This window comes from Enterobacter sp. SENG-6, from assembly GCF_001605945.1.
GTDB lineage: Bacteria > Pseudomonadota > Gammaproteobacteria > Enterobacterales > Enterobacteriaceae > Enterobacter > Enterobacter cloacae.
Map to the genome: position 1 here is coordinate 305336 of NZ_LOMM01000022.1, position 12662 is coordinate 317997.

General features: G+C 56.2%; 16 protein-coding genes. 8 read left to right on the forward strand and 8 right to left on the reverse strand.

The window, feature by feature from the left end:
- The first annotated feature begins 3 nt into the window (after positions 1 to 3).
- The 4 genes from potH to rlmC all read left to right on the forward strand — a co-directional run bounded on the left by potH (position 4) and on the right by rlmC (position 3509).
- Positions 4 to 957, forward strand: coding sequence for a putrescine ABC transporter permease PotH (gene potH / locus AX755_RS13030; protein ID WP_020689896.1), 954 nt, complete (start codon positions 4 to 6; stop codon positions 955 to 957).
- A complete protein-coding gene (gene potI / locus AX755_RS13035; RefSeq protein WP_013097369.1) occupies positions 954 to 1799 on the forward strand; it encodes a putrescine ABC transporter permease PotI in 846 nt (281 codons plus the stop codon). Before potH ends, potI begins: the two co-directional genes overlap by 4 nt.
- Before the next feature lie 65 nt (positions 1800 to 1864).
- Entirely contained in the window at positions 1865 to 2338 is a 474-nt protein-coding gene (locus AX755_RS13040; RefSeq protein ID WP_020689898.1) for a YbjO family protein, read from the forward strand.
- 40 nt (positions 2339 to 2378) lie between these two features.
- Positions 2379 to 3509, forward strand: a complete 1131-nt coding sequence (gene rlmC / locus AX755_RS13045) for a 23S rRNA (uracil(747)-C(5))-methyltransferase RlmC (RefSeq protein WP_062856881.1) — start codon at positions 2379 to 2381, stop codon at positions 3507 to 3509.
- 90 nt (positions 3510 to 3599) lie between these two features.
- Here the strand turns inward: rlmC and AX755_RS13050 are convergent, their stop codons facing one another.
- Entirely contained in the window at positions 3600 to 4049 is a 450-nt protein-coding gene (locus tag AX755_RS13050) for a hypothetical protein (RefSeq protein ID WP_062856882.1), read from the reverse strand.
- 430 nt (positions 4050 to 4479) lie between these two features.
- On the opposite strand from AX755_RS13050, the gene AX755_RS13055 reads away from it, so the two are divergent.
- Complete coding sequence (locus AX755_RS13055) at positions 4480 to 5187, forward strand: response regulator transcription factor (protein ID WP_062856883.1); 708 nt, start codon at positions 4480 to 4482, stop codon at positions 5185 to 5187.
- Positions 5171 to 6640, forward strand: coding sequence for a sensor histidine kinase (locus AX755_RS13060; protein ID WP_062856884.1), 1470 nt, complete (start codon positions 5171 to 5173; stop codon positions 6638 to 6640). The genes AX755_RS13055 and AX755_RS13060 overlap by 17 nt, the downstream gene beginning before the upstream one ends.
- 75 nt (positions 6641 to 6715) lie before the next feature.
- On the opposite strand, the gene artJ is transcribed toward AX755_RS13060, so the two are convergent.
- The 6 genes from artJ to AX755_RS13090 all read right to left on the reverse strand — a co-directional run bounded on the left by artJ (position 6716) and on the right by AX755_RS13090 (position 11219).
- On the reverse strand, positions 6716 to 7447 hold the full coding sequence (artJ, locus tag AX755_RS13065; protein WP_013097364.1) for an arginine ABC transporter substrate-binding protein ArtJ: 732 nt from the start codon (positions 7445 to 7447) through the stop codon (positions 6716 to 6718).
- Between the two features lie 155 nt (positions 7448 to 7602).
- Positions 7603 to 8271 carry an arginine ABC transporter permease ArtM gene (gene artM / locus AX755_RS13070; RefSeq protein ID WP_013097363.1) on the reverse strand — a complete coding sequence of 223 codons (669 nt, stop codon included), beginning with the start codon at positions 8269 to 8271 and terminating at the stop codon, positions 7603 to 7605.
- Positions 8271 to 8987 (reverse strand): arginine ABC transporter permease ArtQ, encoded by a 717-nt coding sequence (artQ, locus tag AX755_RS13075; RefSeq protein ID WP_013097362.1) that lies wholly within the window; start codon positions 8985 to 8987, stop codon positions 8271 to 8273. Before artQ ends, artM begins: the two co-directional genes overlap by 1 nt.
- 6 nt (positions 8988 to 8993) lie before the next feature.
- Positions 8994 to 9725 carry an arginine ABC transporter substrate-binding protein ArtI gene (gene artI / locus AX755_RS13080; RefSeq protein ID WP_020689903.1) on the reverse strand — a complete coding sequence of 244 codons (732 nt, stop codon included), beginning with the start codon at positions 9723 to 9725 and terminating at the stop codon, positions 8994 to 8996.
- Positions 9726 to 9745: 20 nt separating this feature from the next.
- Positions 9746 to 10474, reverse strand: a complete 729-nt coding sequence (artP, locus tag AX755_RS13085) for an arginine ABC transporter ATP-binding protein ArtP (protein WP_013097360.1) — start codon at positions 10472 to 10474, stop codon at positions 9746 to 9748.
- A 226-nt stretch (positions 10475 to 10700) separates the two neighbouring features.
- Positions 10701 to 11219: a lipoprotein gene (locus AX755_RS13090; RefSeq protein WP_062856885.1), complete on the reverse strand. Its 519-nt coding sequence runs from the start codon at positions 11217 to 11219 to the stop codon at positions 10701 to 10703.
- Between the two features lie 107 nt (positions 11220 to 11326).
- Between AX755_RS13090 and AX755_RS13095 the strand changes: the two genes are divergently transcribed.
- On the forward strand, positions 11327 to 11650 hold the full coding sequence (locus AX755_RS13095) for a heavy metal-binding domain-containing protein (protein WP_029883199.1): 324 nt from the start codon (positions 11327 to 11329) through the stop codon (positions 11648 to 11650).
- Positions 11647 to 12477, forward strand: coding sequence for an N-acetylmuramoyl-L-alanine amidase (locus AX755_RS13100; RefSeq protein WP_013097358.1), 831 nt, complete (start codon positions 11647 to 11649; stop codon positions 12475 to 12477). The genes AX755_RS13095 and AX755_RS13100 overlap by 4 nt, the downstream gene beginning before the upstream one ends.
- 116 nt (positions 12478 to 12593) lie before the next feature.
- Here AX755_RS13100 and AX755_RS24560 read toward each other — a convergent pair.
- On the reverse strand, positions 12594 to 12662 hold a 69-nt coding region (locus AX755_RS24560; protein WP_071607219.1), incomplete at its 5' end, for an IS1 family transposase.

Sequence of the window (12662 nt, forward strand, 5' to 3'; positions counted from 1 at the left end):
CCAATGAGTACACTTGAACCGCCAGCCCGCGTCGAAAAACCGGGCGGCTTTGCGCACTGGCTGGCGCGCATGCAGATGAACCACGGCCGCAAGCTGGTGATTGCCATGCCTTACGTGTGGCTGATCCTGCTGTTCATGCTGCCGTTCCTGATCGTTTTCAAGATAAGCCTGGCGGAAATGGCGCGGGCGATCCCGCCTTACACCAATCTGCTGGACTGGGCAGACGGCCAGCTGACGCTGACGCTTAACCTTGGCAACTTCCTGCAACTGACGGAAGATCCGCTTTATGTCGAAGCCTACCTGCAGTCGCTGCAGGTGGCGGCCATCTCCACGCTCTGCTGTCTGCTGATGGGCTACCCGCTGGCATGGGCGGTGGCGCACAGTAAGCCCTCGACGCGCAATATTCTGCTACTGCTGGTGATCCTGCCGTCGTGGACCTCGTTCCTGATCCGCGTCTACGCGTGGATGGGGATCCTGAAAAATAACGGGGTGCTGAATAACTTCCTGATGTGGTTAGGGGTTATCGATCAGCCGCTGACTATTCTGCACACCAATCTTGCGGTCTATATCGGGATTGTGTACGCCTACCTGCCGTTTATGGTGCTGCCGATCTATACGGCGCTGACGCGTATCGATTACTCGCTGGTGGAAGCCTCGCTGGATCTGGGCGCCCGTCCGCTGAAGACTTTCTTCAGCGTGATTGTGCCGCTGACCAAAGGCGGGATTATCGCCGGGTCGATGCTGGTGTTCATTCCGGCGGTTGGGGAGTTTGTGATCCCGGAACTGCTCGGCGGCCCGGACAGCATCATGATTGGCCGCGTGTTGTGGCAGGAGTTCTTCAATAACCGCGACTGGCCGGTAGCCTCTGCGGTGGCGATCGTGATGTTGCTGCTGCTGATCGTGCCGATCATGTGGTTCCACAAGCATCAGCAGAAACAGATGGGAGACCACGGATGAACAACTTACCGGTAGTGCGCTCTCCGTGGCGAATTGCGATCCTGGTGATCGGCTTTACCTTCCTGTATGCGCCGATGCTGATGCTGGTGATCTACTCGTTCAACAGCTCCAAACTGGTCACCGTATGGGCTGGCTGGTCGACGCGCTGGTACAGCGAACTGTTCCACGACGATGCGATGATGAGCGCGGTGGGGCTGAGCCTGACCATCGCGGCGCTGGCGGCCACGATGGCCTGCGTGCTGGGCACGATTGCCGCGCTGGTGATGGTGCGCTTCGGGCGTTTTCGCGGCTCGAACGGCTTTGCCTTTATGATCACCGCGCCGCTGGTGATGCCGGACGTGATCACCGGCCTGTCGCTGCTGCTGCTGTTTGTGGCGCTGGCGCATGCCATTGGCTGGCCGGCGGATCGCGGCATGCTCACCATCTGGCTGGCGCATGTGACCTTCTGTACCGCGTACGTGGCGGTGGTCATCTCCTCGCGTCTGCGCGAGCTGGATCGCTCCATTGAAGAGGCGGCGATGGATCTCGGTGCCACGCCGGTGAAGGTCTTTTTCATCATCACGCTGCCGATGATTATGCCTGCGGTGATCTCCGGCTGGCTGCTGGCCTTTACCCTGTCGCTCGACGATCTGGTGATCGCCAGCTTTGTTTCCGGGCCAGGGGCGACGACGCTGCCAATGCTGGTCTTCTCCAGCGTGCGCATGGGGGTGAACCCGGAGATCAACGCCCTGGCGTCGATTATCCTCGGCGTGGTCGGAATTGTCGGATTTATCGCCTGGTATTTGATGGCGCGCGCGGAAAAGCAGCGCGTGCGCGATATCCAGCGTGCAAGACGCGGCTGAAGGAATTATTATTTCCAGTGATGTGCCGCGCATGACGCGGCACTGTTTTTCAGGGAAGTAAAACATTGGGATTATTAAAAAAATCACGTCTTACGCACGCTCGTCCAAACGTACCTGCGCTGGTGCAGGTGGCGGCGCTCGCTATTATTATGATCCGCTGTCTTGATGTACTGATGATCCTCAACACCCTGGGGGCGCGCGGCATCGGTGAGTTCATTCACCGCAGCGTGCAAACCTGGAACCTCACGCTGGTATTCCTCAGCAGCCTTGTGCTGGTGTTTATCGAAATCTACTGCGCGTTTTCGCTGGTTAAAGGGCGCAACTGGGCGCGCTGGGTCTATCTGCTGACGCAGGTGACCGCCGCCAGCTATCTGTGGGCCGCCTCGCTGGGCTATGGCTATCCGGAGCTGTTCAGCATTGCCGGTGGATCCAAACGTGAGATCTTCCATGCGCTGGTCATGCAGAAATTACCCGATATGCTGGTGCTCCTGCTGCTCTTTGCTCCAGCTTCAAGCCGGCGGTTCTTCCGCCTGCAATAATGTGTATAATCGCAGCCCTCGTTATTCTTAAGGTTTTCCTATGCAGTGCGCACTCTATGACGCCGGACGCTGCCGCTCCTGTCAGTGGATAGAACAGCCGGTCTCTCAACAACTCACCGCCAAAATGGCCGACCTGCAACAGCTGCTGGCTGAACATGCGGTGGGTGAGTGGTGCGCCCCCGTCAGCGGCCCGGAGCAGGGTTTTCGTAATAAAGCCAAAATGGTGGTCAGCGGCAGCGTAGAAAAACCGCTGCTGGGCATGCTGCATCGCGACGGCACGCCGGAAGATCTCACCGGCTGCCCGCTTTATCCTGCCTCGTTTGAGCCGGTCTTTGCGGCACTCAAACCGTTTATTGCCCGCGCGGGGTTAACGCCTTATAACGTCGCCCGTAAGCGCGGTGAGCTGAAATATCTCCTCCTGACCGAGAGCCAGATGGACGGCGGTATGATGCTGCGTTTCGTGCTGCGCTCGCAAGCCAAGCTGGAACAACTGCGCGCGGCGCTGCCGTGGCTGCAGGAGCAGCTTCCGCAGCTTAAGGTCATTACCGCCAATATTCAGCCGGTGCATATGGCGATCATGGAGGGGGAGACAGAGATCTTCTTCACCGGGCAGCATGCGCTGGCGGAAACGTTCAACAACGTGCCGCTGTGGATCCGCCCGCAAAGTTTCTTCCAGACCAACCCGACGGTGGCGAGTGCGTTATATGCCACCGCCCGCGACTGGGTGAGGGCGTTAAACATCCATCATATGTGGGATCTGTTCTGCGGTGTCGGGGGCTTTGGTCTGCACTGCGCCACGCCTGAGATGCAGCTGACCGGGATTGAGATCGCCGCCGAAGCGATTGCCTGCGCGAAACAGTCTGCCGCTGAGCTCGGATTAACCAATCTGCACTTCCAGGCGCTGGACTCCACGCAGTTCGCGACCGGCCAGGGCAACGTACCGGAGCTGGTGCTGGTCAACCCGCCGCGCCGGGGCATTGGCAAGGCGCTGTGCGACTATCTGAGCCAGATGGCGCCGGATTACATTATTTATTCCAGCTGCAACGCCCGTACCATGGCAACAGATATCGCTCATTTGCCGGGCTACCGCGTTGAACGCGTTCAGCTTTTCGATATGTTCCCGCATACCGCGCATTATGAAGTGTTGACGTTGTTGGTGAAAACGCGCTAATCCTTAACATCGCCCGGTGGCGCTGCGCTTACCGGGCCTACAAGTTCGGGTAGGTCGGGTAAGGCGTAGCCGCCACCCGGCTTTGTTTGCTTACCCCAGTAATGCGACTCCCGCCTCTGTTTTTAGCCAGCGTGGCGCTTTCAACTGGTCGGCAAAGTAGCCTGTCAACTCAAAGAGCAGATCGCCCATTACGCGGGCTGACTCCGGCGCAAGTTCTCCCCCAATTAAGAGTTGCGTAATCTCCTCACAGTAACGGCACAGTTGATCAGCCTCTGCGTTGAATGCAGGTTCGCTTTCCGGGAAAACATCCACCGTTAATCGTTCATACAAATGTTCCGGCACAGGCTCCAGTAGCATCGGGCGGAGTAAGGCAAGACAGGCAGCGAGGCGGCCACAGAGCGCGAGTTTTCTGCCAGGATCGGTTTCTTCTACCAGCGCTTCGCAGTAGCGCTGGCAGTAGTCGGCTAGTTCGGTGAAATCGGTATTGTGATTAACAGGAAGCGTGAGAAGCGTGTCTGAAAAAGACGAGACAATAGACATATAAACATCCTCAGTATGTTGGTTTGCCCCCGCCACTGAAAATGCCAATTTTCTTTGGTGGCGGAGTCGGACGAGGTTGGCATAACCGGACATACTGAGAACCGGCGCGCTTTTCAGCACCCTCGTCCGACTCACCATTGAAGTGTAACCGGACGCACAGCGTAAAAAAAGTATCACGCCGTCAGTATGTTATGCAGGATGCCAATCCCGGCACCAGATTTTGCTGGTGTGAGGTGAACATACGCCTGTAAAACCTTAATAAAAAGAGGGACTGAAAGGATAAGTTAAATCCTGCGAGGCTGCTTCAGAAAATACAGAGGGGATCGGTTGAGTGGTTTGTTAGCCCGCAAAATCTTCAACAAAATGTGAACTCTTCAACCCTGCGAAATCAGGTAAGCTTACGTCATAAGAGATGAAATAAGGCTTACCCATGAAGCAGATCCTGCTGGTGGAAGATGACCACGATATCGCGGCACTTCTGCGACTCAATTTAGAAGATGAAGGCTACACCATCACCCACGAGCCCGACGGCGGCAACGCATTACAGTGCCTTGAAAAACAGCCGTGGGACGCGGTGATCCTCGATCTCATGCTCCCCAACGTCGACGGCCTGGAGATTTGCCGTCGTATTCGCCAGATGACCCGCTACCTGCCGGTGATCATTATCAGCGCTCGCAGCAGCGAAACCGATCGGATCACCGGCCTGGAAACCGGCGCGGATGATTATCTGGCAAAGCCGTTCTCGGTGCAGGAGCTGATTGCGCGCATTAAGGCGCTGTTCCGCCGCCAGCAGGCGATGGGGCAGGCGCAGAGTGCCGGGAATATTCAGGCGCATGGCCTGACGATCGACCCGCTGGCCCGCAGCGTGCTGCTTCACGGCCAGATGGTGGATCTCACCCCGCGCGAGTTTGAACTGCTGTACTTCTTTGCCCGCCATCCTGGCGAGGTCTTCTCGCGTCTGGCGCTGCTGGAGCAGGTGTGGGGCTATCAGCACGAAGGTTACGAGCATACCGTTAACACCCATATCAACCGCCTGCGCATCAAGATTGAAAAAGACGCTGCCGAGCCGGAGATCATTCGCACCGTCTGGGGCAAAGGCTATAAATTTGCGGAGCCGCACCATGATGCGCCGCTTTAGCCTGAGCCAGCGCCTGACGCTGCTGTTCATTTTACTGATGATGCTCTGTGCCGCCGTCGCCTGCGCCGTCCAGCTCTACAGCAGCATGCAGTATGGTAACGCCATGGTTCAGCGTCTCTCTGGCGGCCTGGCGCAACAGATCGTGCAGCGCGAACCAATTCTGAACGCCCAGGGCAGGGTCGACCGTACCGCGCTGAAACCGCTCTTTGACAGGCTGATGACCTTCAACCCGAGCGTAGAACTGTACGTCGTCTCCCCGGATGGCGATATCCTGGCCGATGCCGCCCCGCCGGGCCATATTCAGCGACAAAGCATCAATCTCGCGCCGGTACAGGAGTTCCTCAGCGGTGCGGCCATGCCGGTTTTTGGCGACGATCCGCGTAGCCAGAACAAGAAAGTGTTCAGCGCGACGCCGTTACGTCAGGACGGCGAGCTTAAAGGCTATCTGTATATTATTTTACAGGGCGAGGAGTCGAACGCGCTGGCGGACATGGCCTGGCACAAGGCGCTGTGGAGTACGGTGCTCTGGTCAATGCTGTGGGTGGCGCTGTTTGGCCTGCTGGCGGGCTTACTGATCTGGTACTGGGTCACGCGTCCGGTTAAACGGCTGACGCGTGAAGTGGCCGGGCTGGAGCATGACAGCATGAGCGCGATACGCGCGCTGGCGGTCCAACAGCCGGATGCGACAGCAAAAGATGAAGTGGCGCTCCTGCGTAACAATTTTATCGAGCTGGCACGCAAAATCACCCACCAGTGGGATCAACTGGCCGACAGCGACCGCCAGCGCCGGGAGTTTATCGCCAATATTTCCCACGACTTACGCACGCCGCTGACCTCGCTGCTGGGCTATCTGGAGACGCTGTCGCTGAAATCCGCCACACTGACGCCGCAGGAGCATCAGCAATACCTCGCCACGGCGTTGCGTCAGGGGCAAAAGGTGCGTCACCTGTCACAGCAGCTGTTTGAGCTTGCGCGTCTTGAGCACGGCGGCATCAAGCCCCAGCGCGAGCGTTTTGCGATGGGAGAGCTTATTTCCGACGTGGCGCAAAAGTTTGAGCTCACGGCGCGCACGCGCGAGCTTCAGCTCCAGATAGACGTTCCCGGGCCGCTGCCGCTGGTGTATGCCGATGTCTCGATGATAGAGCGCGTGGTGACCAATCTGCTGGATAACGCCATCCGCCATACCCCCACCGGCGGCAAGATCCGTCTCGCCGTATGGCAGGAGAATGAAAAGCTACAGGTTGAGGTGGCCGATTCAGGAACCGGTGTGGATGCCGCGCTGCGCGACGATCTGTTCCAGCGGCCTTCAGCGTTGAATCCGCAAGCATCGCGGGAGAATCGCGGTGGGTTAGGGCTGTTGATTGTCAAACGGATGCTGGAACTACACGGGGGAGGGATCAGGCTGATGGAGTCGGTGAGCGGGGCGCGATTCAGGTTCTTCGTGCCGTTGTGAGAGAGTGCCGGGTGGCGCTGCGCTTACCCGGCCTAGAGACCACCCCCGCAGGCCGGACCACCCGACAAAAAGAGGTTATTGCGGGAACCACTGGTCGCTGATTTTCTGATACGTACCGTCAGCTTTAATCGCCTTCAGCGCGCCGTTCAGTTTTGCCAGCAACGCTTTGTTATCCGGACGCACCGCAATGCCCAGACCCGTACCGAAGTATTGCGGATCGGTCACTTTTTCGGTTGCCGTACCGAGCTGCGGGTTGGTTTTCAGCCATTCGTTTACGACCGCGGTGTCACCAAATACGCCATCGATACGGCCATTTTTCAGATCGATAATCGCGTTCTGATAGCTGTCATAGGCCACGGTTTTCACTTCAGGATGTTTGTCCTGCAGGTATTTCTGGTGCGTGGTGCCGTTTTCCATCCCGATGCGTTTGCCTTTCAGCTCATCAAAGGATTTATAAGCCCCTTTCTTCGCAATGACCACCGCCGAGTTGGCGTAGTACGGGTCGGTGAAGGCCACCTGCTTGCTACGCTCTGGCGTGATGTCCATACCGGAGATCACCGCGTCGTATTTTTTAAATTTCAGGGACGGGATCAGGCTGTCAAAGGCATGGTTGGTAAAGGTGCAGTCGGCCTGCATCTGTTTGCACAGCGCTTTCGCCAGATCGATATCAAAACCCACGATCTGGTTGCTGGCATCCAGCGATTCAAATGGTGGATACGTGGCAGAAACGCCGAAATTGATTTTATCGGCAGCCGTTGCGCCTGCGGCAAACGTTGCCAGTAATGCGGCCAGAACTAACTTTTTCATTGTAATACTCCCGTCTGTAGGTCTTATGAAAGTACAATGCCATTTAATGAATTTATAATCAATATAAATGATTAAATATTTATTGTGGAATAAAAAAAAGCGGATAACCCATCAGGTTACCCGCTTTATCAATACCGTTTTATGCATTTACGTGATTAATTTCTGCGCTCAAATGCCAGCGCTTTACGCTCGATCAGGCGCATCATCAGCGTCAACAGTCCGTTAACTACCAGATACACCACGCCTGCCGCGCCAAACACCATCACATCGTAGGTGCGTCCATAGAGCAGTTGCCCGTGGCCCATCACTTCCATCAGGGTGATGGTGTAGGCCAGCGAGGTACTCTTGAACACCAGCACCACTTCGTTGGAGTAAGAGGAGAGGGCACGCTTAAAGGCGTACGGCAGCAAAATGGCCAGCGTATCTTTTTTGCTCATGCCGAGCGCGCCGCAGGACTGCCATTGTCCTTCCGGAATGGCGCGGATCGCTCCGTAGAACAGCTGAGTGGTGTAGGCAGCGCTGTTCAGTGAAAGGGCGATCAGGGCACACAGCCACGGCTCAGAGAGCAGATGCCAGATAACCGGATACTCCTGCAGCGACGGGAACTGGCCCGGGCCGTAGTAAATCAGGAAGATCTGCACCAGCAGCGGCGTACCGGTAAAGAGGGTGATATAGCCGCGCACAATCCACACCAGCACCGGCGTTTTCAGCGTCAGGATGATGGTAAAGATCAGCGCCAGGATCAGCGCCACGATGATGGACGCCACGGTCAACGTCAGGCTGGTGTGCAGCCCTTTCATCAGCTCGGGTAAATAGTCCAGCATCAGCCTGGTCTCCGTTCAAAGCGCGTCGCACGCAGGTCAATACGCTTAAGGATGTACTGACTCAGCAACGTGATCACCAGGTAGATAGCCGCCGCCACAATGTACCAGGTAAACGGCTCCTGGGTGCGGGTAGCGATGCTTTTGGTCTGCAACATTAAATCGTTAACGCTTATCAGGCTCACCAGCGCCGTATCTTTCAGCAGCACCAGCCACTGGTTCCCTAAACCCGGCAGGGCATGACGCCACATCTGCGGCATCACCAGGCGGAAGAAGATCGCCGCTTTCGACATTCCCAGCGCCTGGCCAGATTCCCATTGTCCTTGCGGTACCGCTTTCAGCGCACCGCGCAGGGTTTGCGACGCGTACGCAGAATAGAGCAGGGAAAGGGCAATGACGCCACAGAGGAACGGGCTGACGTCGAAGTTTTCAATCTGCATCTGCACCGGGATCTGCACGACGCCAAGATTGAGGGTAAAGCCGTCCGACAGCGTCAGCAGCAGCTGTGAGGAACCGAAATAGATAAACAGGACCACCAGAATCTCCGGTAGCCCACGCAGCACGGTGACCAGCGCGGAGCCGGTCCAGGCGACAGGGAACCACTTTGCAGATTCCCATACCGCAAAGAACATCGCCAGCACCAGGCCGATAATCAGTGCGCAAACGGCAAGGCCGACGGTCATCCCGGCGGCGCTTGCTAAAGGAAGAATTTCATTCATCAGGAATTACTTCTGGAACCATTTTTTATAGATGGTTTCGTAGGTGCCGTCTTTCTTCACTTTTTCCAGCGCAGCGTTGAATTTCTGCTGCAGCTCAGTGTTGCCCTGACGAACGGCAATCCCCAGACCTGTGCCGAAGTAGTCCTTATCGGTCACTTTGTCGCCCACTGGCGCGAGTTTATCGTTGGCTTTCAGCCATTCGGTTACTACCGCGGTGTCACCAAACACGCCATCGATACGGCCGTTCTGCAGATCCAGCTTCGCGTTCTGGTAGCTGTCGTAAGGCACGGTGGTGATTTCCGGATGTTTATCCATGATGAATTTCTGGTGCGTGGTGCCGTTCTGTACGCCCACTTTTTTGCCTTTCAGCTGGTCAACAGAGGTAAATTTCCCTTTCTGACCAATAAACAGGGCGGAGTTGTCATAGTACGGCGTGGTGAACAGCACCTGCTTTTCACGCTCTGGGGTGATGTCCATACCGGCCATCACGGCGTCGATACGGCGGAACTTCAGGCTTGGGATCAGGCTGTCAAACGCCTGGTTGCTGAAGGTACAGGTCGCGTCGATCTCTTTACACAGCGCGTTAGCCAGATCGACATCGAAGCCCACAATCTTGTTGTTGGCGTCGATAGATTCAAACGGAGGATAGGACGCTTCGGTGGCGAAACGGATGGTCTGGGCTGCGGTAGCGGAAAGGCTGACGCTAGCGAGCAGCGCGGCAATCAATACTTTTTTCATTATCATTTTCCCTGGCACTCTCAGTGAGATAAGTAGTTTTTGAAGGCATCGGTTTGCGGGTTGGTAAAGCAACTCGCATCACCTTGCTCAACGATATACCCGTTTTCCATGTAGACCACACGGCTGGCGGTTTTACGCGCCACTTCCACTTCATGGGTGACGATGACCTGAGTAATGTTGGTTTCCGCCAGCTCACGAATGATGCTCACGATCTGGGCGGTGATTTCCGGGTCCAGCGCGGCGGTCGGCTCATCAAACAGCAGTACCGCTGGCTCCATCATCAGCGCACGGGCAATCGCCACACGCTGTTGTTGACCCCCGGAGAGGTGCAGCGGATAACGATCGCTGTAGGGCTTAAGGCGCAGACGCTCCAGCAGCTTTTCAGCACGCGCCATCGCCTGATCCTTGCTCAAACCGAGAACGCGGCAGGGCGCTTCAATCAGGTTTTGCAGGACGGTCAGATGCGGCCAGAGGTTGTATTGCTGGAAGACCATGCCAACGTTTTGACGCAGTTCACGAATCGCTTTATCGGACGGCGTTTTCGCAAAATCAAAGTGGTTACCGGCGATAGCCAGCGTTCCTGAACGGGGCATTTCAAGCAGATTAAGGACACGCAAAAGAGAACTTTTACCCGCGCCACTTGGGCCAAGCAAAACCAGCGTTTCGCCTTCCGGGCACTCCAGCGTGATGTCGAACAGCGCCTGGTGTGCGCCGTAGAAGCAGTTAATGCCGTTTAGTTTAATACTCATCGGGGCAGTCTTTACTCATCCAGGCAATCTATAGCAATTGAGGCCGCAGATAGTACCGTTGACAGAATAGTTATGCAATATTTCTGCGTTAAAAGTTAAATATAACCCGTAATACCCCTTAAACATAGCACAAAATAGCGAAGCCCAAGGTCGGCGAGTATAAATGTCGGCATTCCGCATGAAATGCCGCACATTTTTCGGGGTTTACAATTCTGAAACAGTGGGTTTAGCGATTCTCAATCGACTGGCGCAGCGTGCCTGCCGGGGCATGAACGCTCCCGCCGATATAGCGTACGTCATCCACCGCCCAGCACTGGCCTTCGCGGATCATCAGCACTTCATCCTGCCAGGTTTGGGTGCCCTGGGTCAGCTTCACGCGCAGGGGGATGTTACGCGCATCGGTGTTCGGGATGGTCGAGGCGCTGGCCACCTCGGCGCTGTCTGGCAACGTCGTGCGGCTGGAGAACGGATCGGATTTCAGCAGCGCGTTGTGCTGCGGATCGCGCGTGGCATCGTTCAGCAGTTTTGCCAGCCCATCGCTCAGATACGGACGCAGGCCGGCGAGATCGTTGCTGCGGTGTTGAATGCGATAATCATAGAACTGTTGCGCCACGGTATCCGGGCCACCCTCTATACAGGGGCCGCTGCGGGTACCGATATCCTTAAAGGCTGGCGTGACCGTGTTGGTACACGCGCTGAGCACCAGCGCGCAGGGCACCAAAAGCGTTAAAGCAGAGTAGCGCATGTTGATTTCCTTATTTATTAACTATCCTTTCAATCATAGCGTAACGAACCGATAATGCTGGTGAAGTTATGGGCTAAGGCATTGAACGCTAAAGAAGGAGAGAAACCATGCAGTTTTCAACAACGCCAACCCTGGAAGGGCAGCCGATTACCGAGTATTGCGGTGTGGTCACGGGCGAAGCCATTCTGGGGGCCAACATTTTTCGCGATTTCTTTGCCGGTATCCGCGATATCGTCGGCGGCCGCTCTGGCGCGTATGAAAAAGAGCTGCGTAAAGCCCGGGAAATCGCCTTTAAAGAGCTGGGCGAACAGGCCAAGGCACTGGGGGCGGATGCGGTCGTGGGGATTGATATTGACTACGAAACCGTCGGTAAAGAAGCGAGCATGCTGATGGTGAGCGTAAGCGGTACGGCGGTGAAAACCCGTCGATGAAACGCGCGTTTTCAACACTCCTGCTGGCGCTGTTGCTGGCAGGGTGCGCCACGGAAAAAGGCATTGTGGATAAAGGCGCCTATGAACTGGATACCCGCCACCAGGCGCAGGCGGCCTATCCGCGCATCAAGGTGCTGGTTATCCACTATACGGCGGATGACTTTGACAGTTCGCTGGCCACGCTGACGGACAAGAACGTCAGCTCCCACTATTTGATCCCGGCGAAGCCGCCCGCACCGGACGGTAAACCGCGCATCTGGCAGCTGGTTCCCGAGAACGAACTGGCCTGGCATGCGGGTATCAGCTTCTGGCGCGGCACCAACCGCATTAATGATACGTCGGTTGGCATTGAGCTTGAGAATCGCGGCTGGCAAAAAACGGCCGGGGTAAAACACTTTTCCCCGTTCGAACCCGCGCAAATTGCGGCCCTGGTGCCGCTCGCAAAAGACATTATTGCCCGCTATCACATTAAACCCGAGAACGTGGTGGCCCATGCGGATATCGCGCCTCAGCGCAAGGACGATCCCGGCCCGCTGTTCCCGTGGCGCGAGCTTGCAGAGCAGGGGATTGGCGCCTGGCCCGACGCGTCCCGGGTGGCGTTCTATATGAACGGGCGACCACGGTATCAGGCCGTGGAGACCGCAGCGTTACTCGATTTGCTCGCGCGTTACGGTTACGAGGTTCCCGACAACAGCACCCCCGCTCAGCAGAAGCGCATCATTATGGTCTTCCAGATGCACTTCAGGCCGCAGCTGTGGAACGGCGTGGCAGATGTGGAAACGCTGGCCATTGCCGAAGCACTTTTAGAGAAATACGGGCAGGGGTAATCCTTCGGGATTAACCCGAATACCTCGTTTTTGTGAGCATGATCATAAGATTAATCTTAAGTACATTCTCAATTCATTTTAAGTAAATTGATTTAAAATCGGGTAATGACTCCAACTTACTGATAGTGTTTTATGTTCAGATAATGCCCGATGACTTTGTCATGCAGCTCCACCGATTTTGAGAA

Coding starts and splice junctions, on each gene's coding strand:
- potH (WP_020689896.1), top strand. CDS start 4: ATGAGTACACTTGAACCGCCAGCCCGCGTCGAAAAACCGGGCGGCTTT.
- potI (WP_013097369.1), top strand. CDS start 954: ATGAACAACTTACCGGTAGTGCGCTCTCCGTGGCGAATTGCGATCCTG.
- rlmC (WP_062856881.1), top strand. CDS start 2,379: ATGCAGTGCGCACTCTATGACGCCGGACGCTGCCGCTCCTGTCAGTGG.
- AX755_RS13050 (WP_062856882.1), bottom strand. CDS start 4,049: ATGTCTATTGTCTCGTCTTTTTCAGACACGCTTCTCACGCTTCCTGTT.
- AX755_RS13055 (WP_062856883.1), top strand. CDS start 4,480: ATGAAGCAGATCCTGCTGGTGGAAGATGACCACGATATCGCGGCACTT.
- AX755_RS13060 (WP_062856884.1), top strand. CDS start 5,171: ATGATGCGCCGCTTTAGCCTGAGCCAGCGCCTGACGCTGCTGTTCATT.
- artJ (WP_013097364.1), bottom strand. CDS start 7,447: ATGAAAAAGTTAGTTCTGGCCGCATTACTGGCAACGTTTGCCGCAGGC.
- artM (WP_013097363.1), bottom strand. CDS start 8,271: ATGCTGGACTATTTACCCGAGCTGATGAAAGGGCTGCACACCAGCCTG.
- artQ (WP_013097362.1), bottom strand. CDS start 8,987: ATGAATGAAATTCTTCCTTTAGCAAGCGCCGCCGGGATGACCGTCGGC.
- artI (WP_020689903.1), bottom strand. CDS start 9,725: ATGAAAAAAGTATTGATTGCCGCGCTGCTCGCTAGCGTCAGCCTTTCC.
- artP (WP_013097360.1), bottom strand. CDS start 10,474: ATGAGTATTAAACTAAACGGCATTAACTGCTTCTACGGCGCACACCAG.
- AX755_RS13090 (WP_062856885.1), bottom strand. CDS start 11,219: ATGCGCTACTCTGCTTTAACGCTTTTGGTGCCCTGCGCGCTGGTGCTC.
- AX755_RS13095 (WP_029883199.1), top strand. CDS start 11,327: ATGCAGTTTTCAACAACGCCAACCCTGGAAGGGCAGCCGATTACCGAG.
- AX755_RS13100 (WP_013097358.1), top strand. CDS start 11,647: ATGAAACGCGCGTTTTCAACACTCCTGCTGGCGCTGTTGCTGGCAGGG.